The organism is Micromonospora sp. NPDC003197 (genome assembly GCF_053590565.1).
The window spans coordinates 225,286-248,443 of the sequence record NZ_JBSFTE010000004.1 but is presented as its reverse complement, the minus strand read 5'-3'; the positions used below and the strand labels follow the sequence as shown (position 1 = coordinate 248,443).

Here is a 23,158-nt window from a genome sequence, read left to right as displayed (position 1 = left end):
TCGATAGTCACGCCGGTGTTCCCCTCTCCCCGTCCAGCAACCCCTCCGGGGCCGGCAACGCATCTCGGGCCAACAACGCGTCTCGGGCCAGCAACGTGTCGACCTGTGCTTCGAGCGCACGGCCACGCCGCAGGATCGCATCACCGAGATCACCGATATCGCCGCGCAGCAGCGACCGACCAGCGGCGCGCAACCCCCGCCGCTCCAGGAGCTGCTGCGAGATCATTTCCTGCTCTCGGGGCGGAAAGAACGCAAACGCCTGCCGCAACGCCGGCAGGGCAAGCAGGAAGTCATGTTCGGCCATCATCGCCAGGATGTCGTCAAGAATCTCCAGGACAGTGTGCTCTCCGGCGAGCACCCGCTCCCGGGCCAGCGCGAAGAGGCCGGCCAGCCAGTCGCCCAGCAGCGTCGGCGTCGCGACCCCGCGCACCATGCGGGCCGCGTCCTGCCCCGGCGCCTTCGGCAGCAGGTCCGGCCCGCCCAGCGACCAGCAGAAGCCGAACCCGGCGCCGCGCAGGTCCGGCGGCGCCGCGTTGTCCCGGGCGACCCGCGACATCACTGCAATCGCCACACCCCGGTCCAGGCCGAGAGCGGTGTCGGCGTACACGAACGCGTCCCTGGTGGCGACAACGGCCGCGAGCCGAGGCAGGTCGGCGCCGGCCGCCTTACCGGGTATCCCTTCCAGCAGCCACAGCACCCGGGCAACCGCCGCGACGATCACCGCACCGAGGGTCGGGCTGTGCGCCGTACCCAGCAACCGGTCATGACGCCAGAGGTCGAGCACGATGGCGAGGACCCGGCCGAGCGGGCCGACATCCGAGGCCGTGCCGAGCGCCGCGGTGATCGTGCCCAGCACCCGGGCGGACAGCTCCCCGACCCCGCAGAACGCCGCGTCGAACAGCACCGACGCCAGCTCGTCGATCACGCCGCCCACCTGCCCAGCTCGCTGCTCAAGTACGGCAGCCGCCGCGTCGAGCAGCGTCGCGCCGTACGCGCCCGCCTCGATCAGGGCCGGCAGCCGCAGTGCACTGGCGGCACACACCCAGTGCTCGGTGAGCACCGGGTCGACGCCGGTTCTCGGGCCTGATCGATGATCGAATCCGGGGATTGCCAGTACTCGCAACCGATGCAGGATCCGGCTACGAACCCGATCGCGCTCCACGGTCAGGTCCAGGTGTACCTCGCCGGGGTCGGCCAGGCCGTGCCGCTCCAGCTCGACGGTAACGTCATGGACCAGCGGCGGTGCCGGGGTGTCCGGGTGCAGCCGGCCGACCCGGTCGCCGCCGAGCACCGTGACCATCTCCAACACGGCGGGATGCGTGCCGGCGGCTGATCGTCCCTGCCCAGTCCGCGAGTTCCGTCCGGCCCACGGCGGCGGGACGTCCATCGGCTCACTTACCAGGGCGCTGACCAGGCCGTCGAGCACATCGGTCCGGGTCGGTTCAGAGTGCCCGCGCAGCCGGGCCAGGCCGGCCACCATCGCCCGAGCGACGATGAGGTCAGCGGTCGACACCACCTGTCGCCGCTCGCGCAACCGATCGACCACTGCTTCGATGGTGCCCGCTGCCGCGCCGGCCAGACCGTCCGCCCACAGCCGCTGGTAGTACCCGGGAGACGGCATCCCAGCTTGGTGACCGTCGAAGGAATCCAGCCGCCGAAACGAGTACGGCACCAGGTAGCTACCACCGTGCGCATCCGCCGGCAGCCCTGGCACCTCGGGCCAGCCCGACGCGGGAGTGATGGCCCGCTCCCGCTCGGCGGGCTTCTGTTCGGCGAGCTTCTGTTCGGACTGGCGTTGCGCAATCAGGCGGACGAGGGCGGGACGGTGAAATCCACCGGTCACCACCACGACCGGCCGGTCGCCGGCCGCCCCGACCGCAGCACCGACCCAGTCCGCCATGTACGCCTCGCGTACGGTGTCCTCCTGGCCAGCATCGGAGTCCCCGCGCACCACGTCGAAGTAGCTGGCCAACCGCTCGCTGAGCTCGTCAAGCAGGTCGTCGAGCAGGTCGTCGGCGGCACCGGGATCGACGGACTCGAACAGGTGGTCCCAGAGTCCGTCGACGTTGTCGACGGCGAACTCCCGACAGAGCCGATCCACCGCGTCGGCGTACCGCTGTTCCGCGTCGGCGTACCGGTTGCGCCGTCCGGTCAGCGCCGGGTGCCAGGACGGCAGGTCGATGAGGCGTACCTCGGCACCGACCTCGCGCCCCACGGTGAGCGCCACCCACTCCGGGGAGTACTCGCACAGCGGCGTCCACGCGGCGTGGACCCGGTCCCGGTCCCGGTCCCGATACGAGCTGAAGATCGCGATCGGCAGATCATGCCCCAGCAGCAGTTCGTCGAGCCGGTCGTTGACATCGGCCGGCCCCTCGACCAACACGTACGCCGGGCGCAGCCGCCGGATGGTGGCGGCAACGAGACGGGCACACGCTGGACTGTGGTGACGGACTCCGATGAAGGTCGGCGACATCAGCCGGGCAGCAGGTTTCGGGCCTCGTGGAATTCCTTCCACTGCGGGCCGTCCCGCCGGGACGCCTGCTGCTCCAGGTAGCGACGCAGCCTCGCGAGATCCTCCGGATCGTCCTTGGCGGCGGTGCCGGCGAGACAGGCGACGATGTCGGCGGCGCTGCCGGCGTCCCGACGCAGGAACCAACCACGCAATCCGACGGCGTGCGCGACCGAGACCGCCTCAGCCGTACTCATCACCGAGGAGAGACGGTCCATGGCGTCCCCCCGGTCGGTCGTACCGCTGCGCAGTTCCCGGAACGTGGTGACCAGCACCTCCAGTACGTCGCGACGCGGCGGGGTCCGTACACCCGAGCGCTCCAGCAACGACCGGGCCTCGGCCTCGACCAGGTCGAGCTCGGTGGTGAGATCCGCGATCGGGAAGACGGTCTCGAAGTTGAACCGGCGTTTGAGCGCGGCGCTCATCTCGTTGACGCCCCGATCCCGGGTGTTCGCCGTGGCGATGACGTTGAACCCTTCGCGAGCGAAGACCATCGCATCCGGTCCGATCAGCTCCGGTACGGTCAGCGCCCGATCGGAGAGCGGCGACAGCAGACAGTCCTGCACCTCCAGCGGGCATCGGGTGATCTCCTCGAACCGGACGATCTTGCCTTCGGCCATCCCGCGCAGCAGTGGCGCCGGCACCAGTGCCCGAGTCGACGGTCCCTCCGCGACCAGCAGCGCATAGTTCCAGGAGTATCTGATCTGGTCCTCGGTCGTCGCGGCCCCGCCCTGGATGGTCAGGGTGGAGCTGCCGCAGACCGCCGCCGCCAGCAGTTCCGACAGCAGTGACTTGGCGGTGCCCGGCTCTCCGACGAGCATCAGCCCTCGGCTGGTCGCCAACGTGACCAGCGCCCGGTCGATCAGTGACGGGTCACCGACGAACTTCCTGGTGATGCCAAGCTGGTCATCCCCCACCACGAACCGACGCGCCGCGTCGAGGCTCAACGCCCAGCCGGGTGGCCGCTCGTGCCGGTCACTCTCCCGCAGCCGCGCGAGCTGGTCGGCGTACCGGATCTCCGCTGGTGGCCGCTGGATGACCTCGGTGTCCACGTCCCCGCCTTCCGCAGTACCGTCGTCCTGCCCACACCGCCGAACCTGCATGCCACGAAATGATCTCACTTGGCCATGAGGCGTACGGCTCGGGTTTCCGGCCTCCTCGGACGTTCTCGCGGTGCGTACATGGCCCTCGGTAGGATCGGGTTCCCAATCCTGGCCCGGAGGCAACAGTAGACATGGGCAACCCGGAACAGCCCCAGCAGCAGCAATTTGGCTCGCCGTCGGGATCACCACCGGTACCGCCGCAAACGTCCGGGCCGCTACCGCCGCAGCCCGGCTACGAAAACCCGCCAGGCTACGGGGCGCCACCGCCCGACTACGGGAACCCGCCAGGCTACGGGGCGCCACCGCCCGGGTACGGCCAGCCGCCCAGCTATGGCCCGCCGGGCTATTCGCACCCCGGCGGGCCGGTGACGCCAACTCGACCGGCCAGGCGTACCGGGCTGATCATCGGGATTGTGGCCGGAGTCGTCGTACTGGCCCTGCTCGTCTGTGGGGTGGGCGGCTTTCTCTGGTACCAGCAGACCAAAAACAAAAACACCCTGGCTGAGGTAATCGACTATCGCAAGACGAACCCGGAGGCGTTGGCACAGGACCACGTCGCACTACCTCCCAGGTACCCGATGACGCCACCGGCCGGCGGCCCGCACTTCTCCATGTGGCAGAACTGCAACGGTGACGTCTACTCGGCACCCATCGTGGACGGCAACGCGGTGCACAGCCTCGAACACGGCGCGGTGTGGATCACCTACCTGCCGAGCCTGCCAGCGGCCGACGTGGAGCGGCTCGCCAAGCGGGTACGCGGGCAGACGTACCTGATGCTCAGCCCCTACCCGGGACAGGAGTCGCCGATCTCGTTGCAGGCCTGGGGCTACCAGCTCCGAGTCAACGACGTCGATGACGAGGCGATCGACGAATTCATCCGAACCTACCGGGAGACCGCGTCGATGGAACCCGGAGCGACCTGCGGCAACGGAGTCACTAGGACACGATGATCCGCCACCGGATGGCAGAGCCGGCTCGTACCGTCGCTTTGGCAGCGTTGGCCGACCTGTGGAGTCAGGGATGTCCCGTCGCCGCACCGGATGGCCGCGAACGCCTCGTCGACATTGGCCTGCGACGTTGGCGCAGTTACCACCGGCGGCACCCTCGGGCCCGTCCGCCATCGCACGAAGCCCGAATTCGCGACCTGGTGCGCGGGTTGGTGGCGGCGGTCGAGCCCGAACCACGTTTGGTCGGCCCACTCGTCAGGGACTACGAGTGCGTCGCGGAGGCGATTGCCGCAGCCGTCTCTTCCTCCGAGCGGTAATCGGCACTGGGTACCCCGGCCGGGGCGGCGAGGGCGGCCGAGAGTTCCCGCGCGGCGCGATCGAGATCGTCGGCCGTCGCGAGGGTGAAGACGAACCGGTCCGGCCGCAGGATCACCAGGTCTGCCCGGTGACCGCGCAGCCAACTGCCGATCGTTCCATCGACATCGACGACGTCCACGCGCCGATCGGACTCGCCTGGCGTGGGTAGGTTCTCCAGCGGGGTGCCGGCCGGGTGTACGGCGACGAAACGTACTGGCAGTCCGTGCCAGTGGGAGTTGTCTGGGGCAGCCGATGACACACCAACTCCGAGCGCCGCGAAACCGGAGCCGAGCGCCTTGTCGAGCAGCTGTGGCTCGGCCGAACCCGGGATACCGACCCGTGGCTGGGGAAACATTGTCCCCACCGCACCGTCCCGCCGGCCGCCAGCCAGCAGACCCCGCTGATACGCCGGTACCGGCTTGAACTCGAAGTGCCGGATGAATCGACGCACCCGGGGCACCGCCTGGACGGCCCGCAGCGCGGTGTCCCGGAGCCAGGCGGTGCTGCGGCTACGAGCCAGGAAAATCCGTCCCATCCGTACGCTGGTCTGCGCCATCGCCACCGTGTGCGGGCGCCGTTCCACCTCGTACGTGTCGAGCAGTGCCGGGTCGGCGGCACCGGACAGCACCATCGCGAGCTTCCAGGACAGGTTCGCCGCGTCGCGCAGGCCACTACACAGGCCCTGACCGAGGAACGGGGGCATCTGGTGGGCCGCATCGCCCAGCAGAAACACCCGGCCCCGACGCCACTGCCGTGCGACAAGGTGGTGGAAGGTGTAGACCACCGCCCTGGTGATGCTGAACCGGGCCGGGTCGACGTACGGATCGATCAACCGGGCAAGGGTCTCCGGTCGGAGCATGTCGGCCTCGGTTTCACCGGGACGCAGCATGAACTCCATCCGGTAACTGCCCCGGGCTCCGGGCGATACGAACGCAGGCCGCTGCCAGTCACACACGAACGCGGTGTGGCCCAGTCGGACGCCGTCCGGAGCGATGTCGCCGGAGACGGCCAGCCACGGCTCCGCGTAGCTGGCCCCCACCAGTGGGATCCGGACGGCCGACCGGGTGGTGCTGCGGGCTCCGTCGCAGCCGAGCACGTATCTGGCCCGTACCGGCCGGAACTGCTCGGTGGTCACGTCGCGCAACACCAGGTGCACCCACTCGTCGTCCTGTTGCAGGGTGACCAGCTCCGTACCGAGGGCGAGGTCGACGTGGTCGAACCGGCCCAGACCGGTGCGGAGCGCCTGTTCCAGCAACGGCTGGTCGAAGAAGTTCAGCGGCGCGTGTCCGAAGCCGAAGTCGACCTCGGACAGGGCGATGGTGGCGAAGGTCTGGCCGGCCCGGTTGACGTAGTCTGCCCGCGACGGCTGGTGCAGGTCACCGCGAATCTCGTCCAGCAGGCCGGCCTGCTGGTAGATGCGCAGTGCCTCGTCGTCGCAGGAGAACGCCCGAGGTTGGCCGTGCGGAGCGCTGCCCCGCTCGACCACCAACGTACGCATGCGCCGCGCACCGAGCAGGTTCGCCGTCAGTGCGCCGACCGGGCCGCACCCTACGACAACGACATCGACTTCCTGCACCGTTCCGTAACCCGACGGCTGATCTGGACGCATGAAGGTACCCCCCGGAACGATCACGACTCAGCGGGACGGCCCAGCCGTCCCAGGACGGTGACCACGACATCAGGCGGCTGTGGAGAAGGTATGCAGAGCGCGTGGAGACCGAGGTCAGGTCAGTGGGTTGTCCGGCGTGGTGAAGCGGGCCAGCAGCAGCCCGGCACCCTGTTCGGCAGCGATCCGGGCACCGACAACCAACTCGGCGGGATCGCCACACGCGATACCCCGGATCCGATGCAGTTCGGCGATGAAGACGAACTCCCCCAGCCGGTCGGCCACGGCCAACCCCTCGTCGGCCAGGTCCGCCGCGGTCGCCAACTCGCCTGCAGCCAGGTACGCCTCGGCCATCGCACTGAAGGTGACGGTCCGGGTGGCTCGCAACCCGGGACGGTAGATGCCCTCGGCTGCGGCGCGCATCGCGGGCAACCGCGCACGGTCCCCGCTTCGGGCCGCGGCCCACTCGAAGAAGAACGTGCCGGTCGCCACGAAGTGCGGCATGCCGTTGGCCGCGCCGATGTCGCGACACTGACGGGCCGCAGCCAGGGCGGTGTCCACATCATGTTCCTGCATTGCCATCCAGGCGGCGTACAAGGCGGCATTCGCCCGCCCGTACGGGTCGCCGAGTTCCTCGGCGAGCTGGTCGGCGTTGGCGATGTCCGCCCGGGCAGCGGCGGCGTCACCACGCAGCGACCGGACCAGCGCACGGAAGTTGTACGCCGCCAACGCGGGGCGGCGGCCGATCTGCTGGCCGAGCAGCCGTGGATCGGCAGCCCGCAGCCAGTCGATCGCCGAGGTGAGCCGCTGGTCGGCCGCCGCCAGGGTCCCGGCGAAGTAGCCGACCGAGCCCAGTAGGTATTCGCCGGCCGCGACGGTAGGTCCAGTTTCGCCGTCCTCGGCCCGGATCAAGCGCTCGGCCAACTCGGCACAGATCGCGTAGTCGGCCCGGTTGGCCGCCAGCTCGCCCAGTGCCCACAGCGCCGGCCGGATGTCCGCCTCCGGTCCGACCAGGGACAGCAGGTCCCGGGCACGGGAGCAGACGCCGTCGACCGCGTCGGCACCGATGCCCACCGTCATCTGCAGCAAGGCGGCCCGATGGAGCTGGACGGCGAGTTCGGTCCGGGCCGACGACGACGAGCCAGCGGAGCCCGGCGACAACTGAAGCGCGGCGCGGTCCAGATGACTGAGCGCATCCTCGTAGGCGAACCGCCGGGTCGCGTCATCAGCTGCCGCCAGCGACCATCGCAGATGGTCCGGGCCATGGCCGAGCCCGATCGCCTGGCCGTAGTGGTGGGCCAGCTCGGCCGGGGCGACATCACCGGCCCGCTCGTACGCCATGGCCAGTCGGGCGTGCAACGCGGCTCGGCGCGGCGGGGGCAGCTCGGCGTAGGTAACTTCGGCGAAGAGCGGATGGCGGAACCGGGTGGACGCCGGTCCGGCCTCGATGACCAGCGCCGCCGTGTACGCCGTCACCAGCCCGTCGGTAACCTGCTCGGCCGTCATCTCCAGGACCGCCACCATCGTGTTCGCGTCCAACTGGCGATCTGCCACGCCGAGCAGGTCGAGACAGTTCCGGGCCGACTCGGGCAGCTCACCCAGCCGAAGCCGGACCGTGTCCCGGATGCTCGGCGGGAGGTCCCCGATGGCCGGGTCGGCCCCCGACCGGAGCAATTCGGTGATGAAGAACGGGTTTCCGCTGGTACGGGTCACCAGGCGGGCCACGAGTCGATCCTCGGGCAACACCCCGGTCCGCTGGCGGACCAGGTCGGCGACTGACCCGGCGGCGAGCCCCGCCAGCCGCAGTTGAGTGAAGCCAGGCCCCCGGGCCAGCTCCGCCACGGTCGCCGCCAGCATCACATGGTGCTCGTACGGCCGCAGGGTGGCGAGGACCAGGGCGCGGGTGCTCGGCAGGACGGTGGCAAGGAACCGCAGCAGCAGTAACGAGTCGGGATCTGCGGCATGCAGATCGTCCAGAACGATGAACAGCCCGTTCCGGTCAGCCACCGTGCGCACCAGATCCGCGACAGCCTCGTACGCGTGGAACCGGGCGGCCGGATCGGGGTCGGCAACACCGTCCAGACCGTGCAGCGGTCCGGTGGCGAACCCGTCCAGGGATGCCGCTGATCCGGTAGCGCCTGCCTGCGGCATCGCGGCGAGCTCCCGTACCACCTGTCGCCACAGCCAGAACGGCGGTGACTGACCGACGTTGGGACAGTGGCCCCACACCACCGGGACACCGTCGGCGGTCGCCTGTTCGCTGATGGCAGCGGCCAGGCTGGTCTTACCGATTCCCGGCTCGCCCACCACGGCGACCACCCGGCCACCACGATGGCTCGCCTCGGCCAGCGCGTCTTCCAGTAACGCCAGTTCCGTCTGCCGACCAACCAGTTGTTCCGTCCTGCTGCCGCTCGACACCGCCGATGATGTCGACGTCGGTGCCGGCGGTACGGCCTGTTCGAGGATCAGCCGGTGCAGTTCGCGGGCCTGGGCACCGGGATCGAGTCCGTACTCCCGGGCCATGATGCGCCGTCCCGCTTCGAAGACGGCCAGCGCCTCGGTCTGTCGCCCGGACCGGTACAGCGCGAGCATGAGTTGCACCCTGGCCGCCTCCCGTAGCGGGTTGGCCGCCACGAACTGGTGCAGGTCCGGCAGCACGCTCGCATGCCGGCCGGCGGCCACGGCCGCCGTGAACCGGCCCTCCTCGGCGCTGATCCGTAACTCGGTCAGCCGCGTCGCCTCCGGCCGTATGGCGCTCAGCTCGGCAGCCCCGGCCAGCGCCTCACCGCGCCACAATGCCAGTGCCGTCGCGTAGCCGCGTTCCGCCGCTACCGGGTCCCCTGCGGCGAGCGTGACGGCGGCCGTCTCCTCCAGTCGGGTGAACCGGTTTGCGTCGATCGCGTCGGGGTCGACGCGAAACTCGTACCCCTTGGGGTGGCCGCGCAGGATCTGGCTGGGCGCGCGGTGCGGGCGCTGCGGGTCCACGGCCCGGCGCAGCCCGGCGACGTAACTACGTAACGTCATGCCCGCGCTGGCCGGTGGGTGACCGTCCCAGAGCGCGTCGATCAACCAGTCGGCGGTGACGACCCGGTTTGGTCGCATCAGGAACAAAATCAGCAGCGCCTGCTGTTTCGGCGCGCCGGCCGGCACCAGCCGTCCGTCCTGGACAATCTCCAGTGGGCCTAGTACTCGGAACTGCACACCATCACCACGACGTTCAGTCTCGACAGCCCGACATGTGAATATGACAGCGTCATGTTACGGCGCATCGCGCATCGGAGACCGCTGATCTGTGGCTCGCCGCCGATGTGGCGGGTCTATGGCAGAAGGGGCAGGACGTTGCGCCAACCAGTGAGTAGCTGGTTCGCCTCAGGGGCGTGTCGTCCGAGACCGATCAGTGCGGTCAACAGGTTCTTCAACCGTCGCAGCTCGAGGATCTCGGCTCGGGGTAGTTGCCGCCAGTCGGCAGCCCGCGCGGCCACCTGTGTCGGATCCGGCGGTAGCAGCCTGGCCGCGTCGGACAGCACGGCCGGCAGCCGGGCTCTGTCCGGTTGCTGCTGACGGAGATGACGCAGTGCGACCGCAGCCAGGTTGATGGTTCTCGTCACCGCGTCCCACTGGTCGAGGCGGCCTCGGCCCGCCAGCGCACGGGTCAGGTCGATGGTGGCTGCGGTCCACTCCGCAGCCAAGGTCAGCTCTCCGGCTGACAGGGTCCGTTGGGCAGCGAATGTTCCGGCAGTGAGAAGTCGCAGGGCTTCCGGATCGGTCATCCGGTCCACGTCAGCCAGTGCGCTCCGCAGTTCCTGCGGGGTCTGCACCATTTCCGCTATCCCCTGCCCTTGGAGGGTTTCTTGTGTCTCGGGCAAGAATTCGATGCCGAAGTCCCGGAATGCGGTGACACCGACCCGAAGGCTCTCGGCAGATGGCCGGAAGTGCCCGGTGTGATTGTCGATCCGTAACCCGAGGTATCCGCTTGCCGCATCCCCGACGATGTCTGCGGTGCCGGCGGCCAGCACCGATCCTCCTCGGCCGAGCACAGCATGGGAGATTTCTTGCTGGTAGACGTCGTGTGGCTGCACGAGCAGGGTTCCGTCCGCTAGCACCGCCCATTTCACCGGGCCGTCGTTGACGAGGTAGTCGAATCCGGGATCGGTCGGGCTGATCGGCCGCACACCGAGCTCCTCGGCAGCGTTCAGCTCGGCCGACAGGTTTTCTTCAAGCTTGTTGTCGAAGTGCCCGTCCGGTTGCTCGGTTCCGGTTGCCGCGGTCGACGTACCGGTATCGTCGGTAGCCGCGTCCGGTCCGGCCCGATCGCCGACCGGGCCGGAACTCGCATCTTCGTTCGCTGAGGCGGGTCCGTCGTCGCCCCAGGAGACAGGATTGCCCGGCAGCATTCTGGGGCCATGCTGGAACTCGGTGGGCCGTTCGGCTGGCGGTAGGTTGGCGGCGATCTGTTCCAGGTGCTGCAGTCGGGCGGACGCCCACAGGGTACGTTTTGTTAGCGCTTCGGTATCGGCTCGGAGGACCGCTAGGTGCTCCTGACCTGCCGTGCTGATGCCCTCCTTGATGAGTTCGCTGCGGTTTTGTGAGGTAACTGCCTCATTCCCGTCGAAGGAAATGTTGGACACTTCCTTGGAGCCGGTGGCAACGACTTTGGCGATACTGAACGCTAGCTGCCCGGCGACAAGCGGCCACAATGCTCCGTCGGTTAACACAGAGGCAGCAGTCAGTGCAACGCCAGAGGCCAGGACTTGGCCGACCGCGTCGCGGCCGAAGGCCAGCCAGCGGGCCTTGGCGCTCGGCAGTCCGGTGGGTTGTTGGGAGATGCGGTGGATCTCCTGGTGGGCCCATCTCTGGACGGCATCGGCGATCTGGTCCGGGGTCTGGGTCGGGTCGACCCGCAGCGCGTAGGTCACGTTGGAGTCGACCCGGTACGCGGTGACCGGGGCGCCATCATCAGCCAGGCGGGTACCGATCTCAAAGGTCAACTCCTCCGGGCGGTTGTGCGCGCCCTTGAAGAAGAGGCGGAAGGTGTGTTCGGTGCTGGCCACACGGACGATCTGCCCGCCACGTGGCAGATCGGTGAAGGCGGCCACCTGCCGGTCGATCTCAGGCAGCAGGTCCGAGTCGGCGGTCGGCAGATTGCCGTCCAACTCCTGCAGTTCTTCAATCAGGCGGGCCGTACGAGGATCGACGGCCATTTCTTCCTGTATTCGCCTGGCCCGCTCTTCGAGTTCCTCGACGTGTTGCCGCTGCTGCTCGCCCTGATCCCGTAGGACTTTGGCAGGAACGGTGCCCGGCTTAGCCTCGTGCAGCTTTAGGATGAGTTTTCGGTCGTTCTCGTATAGCTTAAAGATCCGGGCCACCTCGCGGGTAGTTAGGTATCCGAGTGCGGCGACCCCGGCGACTATGCCGTAGGTGATCGACGCCATGGCGAGGCCGATGCCGACCGCAGTCCCGCCCTGGGCCAGCATCGGCAGCAGATCTTCCTGGATTCGGCGACGGGTGGGTAGCCGATTCTCCCGGTTGAACAGAATGTTGTCCCCGATGTGGGTCAGGGCGTCGACGATCTGGGTCGCGTCGGCGTCCATGTTCACGACAAAGGTGAACCGGCCCCAACCGATCCTGTCGGTGTCGGGAACGATCGGGCGGCTGTCTTCGCCCGAGTCGAACCGGAACCGCATCTCGACGTCGTAGCCCCGGCCCGGCTGCTCTGAGTGGTAGACCATTTCGACGAGGTTGCCGTCGGCGTCAAGGACCCGGTCAAGTTCGACGAAGGTGCTCTCGTGCCCGTTGTTCAACCGGTTGATGCTTTCCTCGACCGCCCTGACCGCTCCGTCGTGGCCAGCTGCCACGGCCGGTGGTGTCGGAGTAGGCGTGTGCGGTATGCCGTCGAGCCGGTCGAGAGCCGCGCGGACCAGGTTGTCCCCGATGGTCATCAGCTCAAGGATCTGGCCGGCGACGTTACGCCGTTGCGCTGCGGTCAACCGACCCCAGTGCTCCAGGTCGTACCGCTCAATCAGGTCTCGGAGTTCCTCTTCGCGCAGCCCGCCGAACCGGTCGACCAGCGCCTGCACCAGCGCCTTCGCCGCCGCGGCCGGCACCTGCATCGTGCCCGAACCGTCATTTGCGACGTTAGCGAAACGGTACACCGGCGCAGCTGATGGGGCTTCGCCTTGAAGCGCCTTCCCCAGATGTCCTTGAAAACCAGCCTCGTGCCGGGTGATTTCGTGCTCACGTTCTGCTACCTTGGTCAGCGCGTCCCGCACGGCGGTACCCATCGTGGCCGTGTCAAGGTCCGGCGACACCTTGAGGGTGATCCGCTCGTCGGTGAACTCAATCTCGATCTTGTTCGGATCCGCCGTGTGGGCTACCTCGACGTACAAGACAGCGTTGGGGGCGTCGCCGTACATCGCCAGTTTGTACCGGTCACCGTCGAACGGCTCGTAGAGGTTACCTTCGAACATCTCGTACGGCTTACCGCGGAGGGTGTAATAGTCACCCTTGACCAGCACGACCCTCTTGAGAAACTCGATCGGCTCAGTGCCGAGAAGCCGGTTGATCTCGCTGATCCGGTAACGGACCTGATCACGGATCACCCGAGCCTTCGCCTCTGGAACCGCCTGCGTGTCCGGCGTCGTCTCCGGATCGGGATACTTCGTCCGCTCGGCCGCCGACGGGTCACCCAGCGTTGTGGCCAGCATCGCGAGCAGGGCATAGCTGTCATCGATCAGTTTCTGAAGCTCACCCTCGGCAATCCCGGTCTGGTCCGGCAACTGGGACAACGCGCGGTTGTTTTTGGCATCCAACTTGTCCACGGTGGCATGCCACAACAGCGGGTTGTTCGTCAGTAGCTCGAACAATGAGACGGTACTCCGCCGGGTCGCCAGCTGCGGCAAACCCAACGCCACAGCCACCGCAAGCGAGGTGAGGCCCTCCGCCATAGTGGGGGCATTCGCCGTCAGCCGGTCAATCGGCCGGAACCGCACCTCACCCGGCCGGGCATGGTGCGTCTCGATCAGCTCGTTAAGGGCCGCTTCGAGCTGTTCCCGAAACCTGGTCTCGGCGGCTGCCGGCTCCCGATCCGAACCCGGCTCCGCCAGATCGAACGAGGCCCGGTCCACCACTAGGACGAAATGCCGCTCCTTGCCACCCCCCCGGAACTCGACCACCTGCCCATCCGGCACCGTGCCAGACTGCACCTCAAAGGTGAACGACAGCCGGCCGGTGTCAGCCCAATTCTTCGGGGTAACCCTAAAAATGGTGGTGCGAGCCGGCACCAGCAGCAGCTCCACCACCGCATCGACGGACAGCGGAGACTCCAGTTGTTTCCAGGTTCCGGCGACCACTAGGTCGGAGTCGTGCCACCACTGCCGCTGGTCGTCGAGCAGCTTGCTGGCCGGCTCGGACAGATGCCGCCGGGCCAGCTCGGCGCGTACGTCCGCACCCGGCACCCCGTCACGCAAGCCCCGGGACTCGATGAACGTCCGCACCTCGTCCTTGATCGCGGCCTGCTGCGGACTATCCACCTTCGCATACAGCCGGGCCAGCTTGGTCTCGATCTCCGCCCGCTGCGTACCATCCACCTCCGCACGCAGCCGGGCCAGCTCGGTCTCGATCTCCGCCCGCTGCGTACCATCCGCCCCCGCACGCAGCCGGGCCAGCTCGGTCTCGATCTCCGCCCGCTGCGTACCATCCGCCCCCGCACGCAGCCGGGCCAGCACGTCCTCGATCTCCGCCCGCCGTGTACGAGTCTCCGTCGTATACAGCTGGGCCAGCGCGTCCAACTCGCCCAGGCTCACGATGTCAGCGTGACTCAGGCGTAGTCGCCGTCGCGGGTTTGGCTCGTTGACCAACGCATTCACGCTGTTCAACCGGCCACCACGCCTGTTCCGCAGCCGTTCGAACCGGCCGCTGGTAGTGGCCCGCACCTCACCCTGGACATGTCCGAGCGCTCGTGCCACCTCCAGGTCCAACGTCGCCGCGTCGAGATTGTCGAGCTGACTCGCCACGAACGTCACCCGGTACACACCATCATCACCCCGAGCGATCATCGCTGGCGTGTCGCTGTCCGCAATCGTGCCGATATCGACCCGGTACGGCTGGCCCCGGCCCGGCCGAACCTCGACCACGTGTTCATCTATGACGGTCACCTGGTTGATCCCGCCGTGATGCCCGGAGGAGCCATCGAAAACCGCGGCCAATCGCTGCATCGACTCATACAGCCGTTGTCCGAGCGCCGGATCAGCCGCCCCCGACGGCTGCGGCAGGCGGTCCGCCACCCCGGTCAGATCCAACCCGGTCAGGTCGGCCTGCCGCGTCGTGATCGACACCTGCCCGCTGCTGGTGTCGACCTCGACCCGGTGGAACTCCACCTTCAGGTCCCCCCGGGCCAACGCCCGATGCAGTTCGTCCCACAGCTGCTGATTCCGCCGCAACTGATCGTGCAATCGTGTGCTGGTCTCCAACACATCCCGGACATGTTGCGGGGTGCCCCGCTCAGCGAGGCTCCCGTTCTGCAACAGATGCCGGGAGCCGCCGAGCTGGTCGGTCTCCACGATCACGAACCGGTGACTGGCCTGGTCAAACCCGGCCGCCGCGAACTCACTATCCCGCCGGACGCCCTGCCCCGACCTACCGGCCGCGACCTCGTCACCGTGCAGCCCGAACCGGTCGACCAACAGATGCACTGCCGCCGCCCGTAGTACATCCGCGGTCGCCGACCGCACGACACCGTTCAACCGGGTGTGCTCGGCCGCCGCATTGTCCAGCTCCTGGATACGTTGCAACATCACCGGATCGTCGGCGTGCGTAGCCCGGAGCTGCGCCAGTGTCTGCTCCAGATTGGACCCTTGCACGGCCTCCAGCTCGGAGATCCCCAAGGAGTCCATCAACGGCCGAAGCGTCGTGGCGTGGAAGTCGGCAACCGCCGCCCGCGCCGCATCGGCCCGCTGGACCGCCCGCGTCACCTCATCCGGCGACTGCCGCGACTGATGGGTCTCGGGCGATCCCTCCACCGCAGTGTGCTCCACCTCCCGCGACCGATGCAGCAACGGGTCAGCAATAAGCCGATGCGTCTCCGCGGAGCGCAACGAGAAGTCCGACTCGGCACGGTAGGTGCCGGGCTGGTCCAACAACTCATGATGCAACCGATGGTTGACCGGCTCCCGGAAGGTGTGCGGCCGATCCTCGTGCAGATGCAACCGACCATCCGGGGTCCGGTAACTCTTCCAGTGATCACCCCAAACATGCAGCCGGCCCTTACGGTCCACATACATCTGCAAACCAGCTGGCCTGCTGCTGATCTCCCGGCCATCCGGACCGAACGTCAGCTCCGCTCCATCCGTCGACACCATCGGTGCCCGCCCGTTGAACCGATCCGGCCTGGCCACCACCTCCGTGCCGTCGAGATAGGTCCACATCTTCTCGGTGGCCCCGGTAACCTCCCGGCCCAGGATCCGCGCCACCGTCGCCGCTGGCGAATAGTCCCCCGCACCCGAATAACAGGAAATCAGCTTGATTCTTCGGTTGCCGAGGTTGATCCGGCCACGCTGATCAAGATCGGCGAGGCCACGTGCAAAATTCTCAGCCGACATCCGATAGCGGCCAACTATCACCTGACCGTTACGCAACCCATGCAGGGCAATCTTGACCACGCCGTCTTCCGGATGCAACGCCTCCGAGTACTGCAGCATCTGCGGATCACCGGTGAAGTCCAACCCGGAACGGGTCCGCATCATGAAGTCGCGAACCGCCTGGATCGCTTGGGTGCCGGTTATCAACGGCAGTTGTTCGAACCGTTCGTCACTCCAGGCTGTCGGCTCGTCATGGGTCGGTTGAGCCGCATCGGTGCTTTCCGGCGACGACTGATCGGGAGCCCGGTGCGCCTCGGGCAGCCGGATTCCCTCGGCGCCCTCCGGGGTCCGTACCCGCGACAACGCGTCCTGCCGGTGGTCGAACAGCTCCTGCAACCGACCCTGATCAGCACCGGACCGACGTGCCTCCAGCCAATTTCGTACGGCGTCATGCGCCGCCCGGCTCTCCGGTGTGTCGACCCGGACCTGGAACTCCTGACCTGTACCCGGATCACGCCAGTGACTGACCACCCCACCCACACGACCCGAGCCCCACCCGTTGTTCAGCCGAATCGGCCGGTAACCCTGGTCAATCAGGCCCTCTAAGGTGCGACGCACACCATCGACGTAAGTTCCCGACGACAACTCGACCGAGTAACGCACCCGGCTACGTACCCTGCCCTCAGCCTCGGGCCGTCCCGGTCGCGACTCCGCCACACCACCAACGGCGGCGGCGGCCTCATCCACTACCCGGCTGATGCTCGGCTCCTGGCCAACGGCCTGAAGGAGCACATCAGCTACGCTGCGTAGCTCCCGGGGTCCAGGCTGGTGTGCGGGCTGGCCCTTAGAAACGGAATCCGTACCCGCGATCGGGCTGGCTGTGTGCGTGTGACCGGTCCCGTCGTCGGGGCGCTGGAGGTGGTGCCCGTCGACCGGGCCGTCCTGTGTGGCGGGCGGCGGGTGCTCGCTGCGCGGATGCAGCGGCCCACCATCGCTGATCGGCTTGACACCCTTCCAGTCGGAGCCGAGTAGTGCCCGTTTGCCGACCCAACTGGCGTCCCGTCCAGTCTGGCCGTTCCAACCCGCTCGAGCGATCTCGTTCGGCGTCGGGTAGTTGGTGCTGCCAAACGTGTTGTTGGCTGCCTGGTCGAGGATCTGCTGCCCCTCCGCCTGCTGCCGACGCAACTCGGTGGCCAGCGCCTGCGGATCGTCGATTCCGTACTTTTGGCGGAGGTGGCCGATGTCGGCGCTATGGTCGCCGGCCAGCCAGCGTTCCACGAGCGCGGCATCGGAGTCGAGGATGCCGACCTCGCCCCGGAGCTCGCCGAGTATGGCGTTGGCCCGGTGTTCCGTGTTCGGTGCCCAGTCGAAGCCGGCCCGGGCCCAGGCGTAGCCGCCGATTTCCCCGGCGGCGTGCACCTCGATGTGACTAACCCCGGAGTAGCGGTACCAGTCCTCCAGGAAACGGTTGAACCGGCTGGCGAAGCCCTGCCCCTGCGCTTGCGCGTAGAGCCTGAGCGAGTTGTGCTCGACGTAGAGAAAGCCGTCGGCATCACGGCTGAACGTACGGGTGACGCGCCCAACGTAGCCGGTCTCGGCGTGGATTATCTGCAGCCGTACGGTGACGCTGTTGACATAGACACTGACGCTGTTCGGCTCCGACAGGTCCATCTGTACCCGCACGTCGCCGAACGTCTGACCGTCCAACTGACGGGCGAACGCCTCCCGTACCGCTTCGGTCCACCTGCCGACCTCGGCATTGGTCGTCGGAATGAGTTCGTCCAGGGACGGCTGGCGGCCCTCCCGCTGCCACGGCGGGTCCTGCCAGATGTGGTCGTTGGTGCTCCCCAATGGCGGTGGCGGTGGCGGATCGTCCACCGGCTGGTGTACCACCTCGACGGGCGGCAGGTCGCGCGTCGAATATCCGAGGTTGGACAGCTCCCGGTCGACCGCCGCGATCTCCCGCCGCAGGCGTAGCCGTTCCCCCGGGGACCGGGCCTGCTCGAACTCCCGTATCAGGTAGCGTCGCTCGTCGAGACGAGCGGCGGTGTGCGGGTCAATCTCCGGCGCGGGGGTACGGCTGGACGGATCGGCCCGCCAACCGAGGCTGCTGGCCATTCGCCGTACCAGCCCTTGGGGTTCGGAACGCTGGGCAGCAGCATGTGTCTGCAGCGTTTCGCTAATCTCGTGCACCCAGGTACGGGCCAACTGCTCCGACGCGACCCGGTGGTTCACCCGGACCAGGTGCGGATCGCGAGCCGTGCCGCTGCGCACCGTCGTCTCAGAGACGTTGCTCAGACCATGGCCGACCTCCGGCCGGAACAGGTGAACCTGGCCGTCACGGGTCTCCACCCGGACAAACGGGCCCTCATGCCGAACACTGACCACCGCACCGGAGCCGAAGTCTGTCGGCGACACCGCCCGAGCCGCCTCCTGGAACTCATCGGGCGTCACGTCCGGGAAATACGCGGGCCGACCATCAGGGACGAAACCGCTGTCCGGAATCGGACTGGCCGTGTGGGTCTGGTCAGGCGTGTGGGTCGGCGATTCGGTGCCGCTCTCCTGCGCGACTTCGCCGGATCGATTCGGCAGCGCGTCCCCATCGGAATTGGCCGGGCTCGGACTATCCGGAGTCAGGCTGTCTGGCGTCGGACTGTCCGGGCTCGAATCCGTGGCCGCCCGGCGCACCGTCGGCTCTGGCGCCTTTTCCGGCTGGGCTGTGGGCGTCGACGGGGGGCGCGGAGCACCGTGTACGGGTGGAACGCGCTCGGTGTGCTGCCTGACATGGGGGTTGGAAAGAAGATGACCACCGGCGGAGCCAGTCCAGCCTGGCCCCACCGGTGACGCGGTCGAATCTTGCTGGCCGGTTTCGGCAGGTTGGGCAGGGTGCTCGGTTGGCACCGGTTCACCCGCTTGGTCGTGATACTCGGCTGGCCCGGTTGGGCGGCCTTCCGAATCCGGTGTTCTGTGCTCGGCTGAACTCTCAGCCGGGGAAACCGAATCAGCCGGCGGCACCGAATCCGCTGGGAGATACGAATCCGCTGGGAGATACGAGTCCACTGGGGAATGCGAGTCCACTGGGGGATGCGAATCAGCCGGGGGCACCGAGTCCGCTGGGGGCACAGAATCCCTTGGCGGCACCGAATCCGCCGATTTCTTAGGTGCCGCGGGAACCTCGTCGCGGCCGACGTCCGACGCCGTATCCGGGTGGCTCGGCGCACCATCGGTGTACTCCTCATCTGGCGAGCCGGATTGCATCGAGCTGCCGGCGGCGTGCTGCGACGGACCTCCGCCAGCACGGGACGATCCGGAGCCGCCTGCTGCGGCAGCGGAAGACGGAGACGAAGACGTCCCGCTTTCCGATAGCTCACCCGACGGCTCGCCCGACATCGCAGGCACGCCAGGCGGCGGGCCGTTAGGCGGCGGCTCGTCATTTGTCGTGGCTTCAGCTTTCGGGGGCACAAGATTCGGATCGAGCGCGTATGGGACTTCCGTCCAGGTCGGCGCTGGGTTGCCAGTGCGGCTCTCATACATTTGAGTACCGGCAACCTGTCCGGTCGTACGCAAACCCGCCAACGTCCCGGCGACTCCCGCGTTACCGAGGTAGTCTTGCCAGCTCATCATCTCCCATTTTTTGTACACCAACCCCTGCCCGATCATGCTGGCGGCCGGCGAGGTCAAACCGTTGATGACAACCGCGTTGGCATTTTTACTCACATACGGGGCGAGTTTCTCCGAAATGTTGTTGGCAACCGCATCATTCAAGCCCTTGGTGAGCTTCTCCCCTATGGACTTGTTAATCATGGTGCCCATGAATCCCCCAGCGGCACCGCTCACACCAGCGGCCCAAACTTGCTTGAGATCGACCCCGCCGTAGCCTCGAACCATGCTCCAGGTCTGGGAGCCCATGTCGATCAGGCTCTCCTCCGCAAACTCCTGCGCCATTTCGCCGGCGAGCACCAACCCGAGTCTCTTGAGCCCGCCTGTCCCACTCGCCCGCAGAGCTATTCTGGCGACATAAGCGGCCGTTCTTGTCAGGATCGCCCTAGCCAAACCGGCCGCGACTATCCCAGCCCCAGCCGGCCCGCCAAGCAAAGAAAGCAAGAAAAGCGCCAAACAGATGAGCAGCTCTATCCAAATCCCCGTTTTGGCTTCGCTGAGATCTTCGGCATAGCCTCGACAGTCAGCCGCCAACTTCTCCAGACCGCTGATGGCCAGAGTCAGGTCCTTGTTGTTCAAGGAATCGATGGTGTAGTAGGCGTAAAAGCCTGCCGAGTCCCGCCAGGTCTCGTCAGCCATTCCCCTTGCGGCGGCACCGGAATCGTCCATCGCCTTCGTTAGGGCCACTGCAAGAGCACTGTAAGCATCCGCTAAGGCGCGGACCTCCGATTCGCTGTCCGGCGGCCAGAGATATTCATAAGCCGCGATACCTGTATTCTTGACCGCATCCCACAGGTCACCTTCGGGCTCTGGAACATCACCCATGTCACGGCTTTAAATTACCCGGGAAGCCTCGCACAGCTTTGGCAACCACACTCTCGCATATCTGCACCGCTTCGCGTTCGCGACTTTTCACTGCAGCCCCCCACCCGCAACCTGGCGGTCGAGCTCATTCAGGACCGGATCAAAACGCAGATCGGCCGTTTCGGCCGTTGCACCAGCGGGCAGGAACTTCGCCACAATGGCGACGCCGTCCTCCTTCGAGATTGCGACAGCCTGGCGGATGGTGTCGGTGATGGCCTGCGCCAACGCCGTCGAATCGGGAGTGCGATAGATACGCGGATCCAGCCACAACTCGATCAGCTCACCCGCACCACCGACCGTCGCGCTGATCAGCCCGTCGCCGGAATCGGCGGTGGACCGAATCTCGGTCATCTGCTTCTGTATCGACCGGACATCCTCGGCCATCTGCTTGTACTCTTCGTACATCTCCAGGCGCAGGGATGTTTCCACGGCTTGCCTCCCAAGATCGCTTCCGGCCAGTGTCACGCCGAGCACGACGCGGTAGGAGCAGCTGACCTGTTGCGGCCATGCAGGAACGCCGCAGGGCACGACACCGCGACGATCCAAGGGTGAGACCACGTCTTGTGCCCGCGGCCGCCACCGTTTTGACTACGCCCACGCTTCATGTCATCGGCGGCGCGACCACCGTATGGATCAACAAATCCACAGCTCACTCGCAAATCTACAGAACACCTGACCGGCAAAACGTCTCACTTGACTTGACAGGTTCCTCGTGCCGGCTCTGGGGTATGGCAAACGCCAGCAGGCGGCACCGCGCTTGCCGTCGGGTCGTGAGGGTGGTCGGGGTCGCCGGGTGTGTAACGCGTCCGCGGTGACCATCACGCCGCGCAGGTCGAGGGTTTCCAGCAGGCAGCGTGCGGCGGCCGGTTGGCAGGTCTTGGCCCCGTCGGGCGGTGCCTAGACGGCGATGACACTGGCCGCGCCCGATTGCGGCGCTCCTACGAGGGCAGACAGCAGGTGTAGCTGATCACCGTCCTCGTGAACGGCGCTGTGGACGGTCTTGCCGTCCACACGTAGCTGCGTCGACATGTCCACGGCGCTCTGGGCCTGTTGGGCCGTTGTCCACTCGGCGATCACGGCGTCCAGCACGTCGGGCATCGGTGTCGGTACAGACCCGCCAGATCGTCGAGCATGACGGCCGTCCGGTCGGGCGCGCTCCGATCCGCTCATACAGGTTGTTCACGACTTCGTTCGAGACGCCGACGATCCAGCCTGCCATCGCCGTGTAGTCCCTTCGACCCGGCCGCCGTCGCCGCTGCCACCAGCGCTAGGGCGACCGTGACCGGATGATCACGGCCTTGCGCCGAGCGGCGGTCGGACACCGCCAGCAACGACTCCAGCAGATCGTGACACGAAGGCGTGGACGAGGTGTTCCCGGCCGGTGGCGCGGGCACAGGATCGACAGCAGGGATGACAGAATCCAGCACGAGAAGCTCTGGGTGGACCAGATCCTTGAGAAGGCCTCGTCCTAACGGAGCTTCGTCCCCAAACGACACGACAACGTCGTGACCACTACCCACCGTCACAGTGATCTTAAAACGCCAGTGAGCACCATACAACCGCAGGGTTAGCTCGCGATGGCCGACCTCGTGAGAGGTAGAAAATAGCTCGGATCGATTCACTGCCGTTCGCTAGGAGCCCACACCACAACGAAAAAGTTGGCGGAAGACCGAGGCTGGCGGCTCGCTCACTCAGGACGGTAGCGTCCGAGCCGTTCCAACCAGTCGAGGTCGGCCGGGTCGGACTCGGCGGGCGTGCCGGATGCCACCTCCGGAACGGGCTGCAACCGACCGATGAAATGGCCGATGTCTTTCGCCAGGTAGACCGGTCGCCGCCCTCTGTCGGCGGCGCCCTGCATGCCGGTGGCACTCCGCAGGTCGTCCTCGGGCAGGAACCACACCGCGTCACCGTACAAATGGTTCACCTTTAGTGCCAACAACCCACCGGACGGTACGGCGATCACCAGATACTCCCGGGTCAGCCACCGGTCCCGATGTAGGCGCTGGGCGGACACCAGGTCGCTCGTTGGATCCTCGGGGTGCAAACCGAGCAACGGACTTTCCGACAGCAGCTTGAAGGGTAGACCTGCGATGTGATGGTCGCCGGCAAGCATGGCACCGTTGTTATTTGACAACCACCGTCGATACCTCGGCGGTAGCTTCTGCTCCAGCACGGTTTCGACCGAGGCCAACCGCTCCTCGTCGAGGCGGCCGTATGGAGTCAGCCGAGCCGGGACCCAGACGTACCCGCGCGGCGGATTCGGTGGCTCGGACTCGTCGACCCGGCGAACAGTGACCTGCCACTCATCGGCGCTGTCGAAGTTGATATCGGCGAAGCGCCAGATCTCCTCGCCGACCGGAAAGGTCTCGCCCAGCTTGACTGTGACGTCGTAGCTGTCCGGACTGTTGGCCGGCATCACGATGATCTCCGCCGAGACCGGCGGGCCCGGGTCGACCCGACCTACACCCAACTGCGCGGGCCCCAGATCCACCGGGACGTTGTTGGGAATCACCTCGACATTGGTGAACGACCTCACG

General features: G+C 67.1%; 9 protein-coding genes and 1 pseudogene. 1 reads left to right on the top strand and 9 read right to left on the bottom strand.

Annotated elements, in window-relative coordinates:
• Nucleotides 1–7 precede the first annotated feature (7 nt).
• Nucleotides 8–2,473, bottom strand: a complete 2,466-nt coding sequence (locus tag ACWDV4_RS06630; RefSeq protein WP_449975423.1) for a DUF5682 family protein — start codon at nt 2,471–2,473, stop codon at nt 8–10.
• Nucleotides 2,473–3,612 carry an ATP-binding protein gene (locus tag ACWDV4_RS06625; RefSeq protein ID WP_449975421.1) on the bottom strand — a complete coding sequence of 380 codons (1,140 nt, stop codon included), beginning with the start codon at nt 3,610–3,612 and terminating at the stop codon, nt 2,473–2,475. The genes ACWDV4_RS06630 and ACWDV4_RS06625 overlap by 1 nt, the downstream gene beginning before the upstream one ends.
• Nucleotides 3,613–3,977: 365 nt before the next feature.
• Here ACWDV4_RS06625 and ACWDV4_RS06620 point away from each other — a divergent pair, with 365 nt between their 5' ends.
• The gene (locus ACWDV4_RS06620; RefSeq protein WP_449975419.1) at nt 3,978–4,562 is read left to right on the top strand and encodes a DUF3105 domain-containing protein; all 585 of its coding nucleotides are present in this window, start codon (nt 3,978–3,980) and stop codon (nt 4,560–4,562) included.
• Nucleotides 4,563–4,821: 259 nt separating this feature from the next.
• Here ACWDV4_RS06620 and ACWDV4_RS06615 read toward each other — a convergent pair whose 3' ends face one another.
• The 7 genes and pseudogenes from ACWDV4_RS06615 to ACWDV4_RS06585 form a co-directional block, all read right to left on the bottom strand.
• The gene (locus ACWDV4_RS06615) at nt 4,822–6,492 is read right to left on the bottom strand and encodes a bifunctional 3-(3-hydroxy-phenyl)propionate/3-hydroxycinnamic acid hydroxylase (RefSeq protein ID WP_449975417.1); all 1,671 of its coding nucleotides are present in this window, start codon (nt 6,490–6,492) and stop codon (nt 4,822–4,824) included.
• Nucleotides 6,493–6,639: 147 nt separating this feature from the next.
• Nucleotides 6,640–9,723: a BTAD domain-containing putative transcriptional regulator gene (locus ACWDV4_RS06610; protein ID WP_449975416.1), complete on the bottom strand. Its 3,084-nt coding sequence runs from the start codon at nt 9,721–9,723 to the stop codon at nt 6,640–6,642.
• 116 nt (nt 9,724–9,839) lie between these two features.
• Nucleotides 9,840–18,551 carry a hypothetical protein gene (locus ACWDV4_RS06605; protein WP_449975506.1) on the bottom strand — a complete coding sequence of 2,904 codons (8,712 nt, stop codon included), beginning with the start codon at nt 18,549–18,551 and terminating at the stop codon, nt 9,840–9,842.
• Nucleotides 18,552–20,138: 1,587 nt separating this feature from the next.
• A pseudogene (locus ACWDV4_RS06600) lies at nt 20,139–20,582 on the bottom strand (WXG100-like domain-containing protein); the annotation flags it as partial.
• Nucleotides 20,583–20,669: 87 nt separating this feature from the next.
• On the bottom strand, nt 20,670–21,050 hold the full coding sequence (locus ACWDV4_RS06595; protein ID WP_449975414.1) for a YbaB/EbfC family nucleoid-associated protein: 381 nt from the start codon (nt 21,048–21,050) through the stop codon (nt 20,670–20,672).
• A 468-nt stretch (nt 21,051–21,518) separates the two neighbouring features.
• Entirely contained in the window at nt 21,519–21,719 is a 201-nt protein-coding gene (locus ACWDV4_RS06590; RefSeq protein ID WP_449975412.1) for a hypothetical protein, read from the bottom strand.
• 589 nt (nt 21,720–22,308) lie between these two features.
• Nucleotides 22,309–23,157, bottom strand: a complete 849-nt coding sequence (locus ACWDV4_RS06585) for a DUF6406 domain-containing protein (protein WP_449975408.1) — start codon at nt 23,155–23,157, stop codon at nt 22,309–22,311.
• Nucleotide 23,158 lies beyond the last annotated feature (1 nt).

Excerpts from the sequence above, each read along its gene's own strand:
- ACWDV4_RS06630 (WP_449975423.1), bottom strand. The coding sequence starts at position 2,473 with ATGTCGCCGACCTTCATCGGAGTCCGTCACCACAGTCCAGCGTGTGCC.
- ACWDV4_RS06625 (WP_449975421.1), bottom strand. The coding sequence starts at position 3,612 with ATGCAGGTTCGGCGGTGTGGGCAGGACGACGGTACTGCGGAAGGCGGG.
- ACWDV4_RS06590 (WP_449975412.1), bottom strand. The coding sequence starts at position 21,719 with ATGCCCGACGTGCTGGACGCCGTGATCGCCGAGTGGACAACGGCCCAA.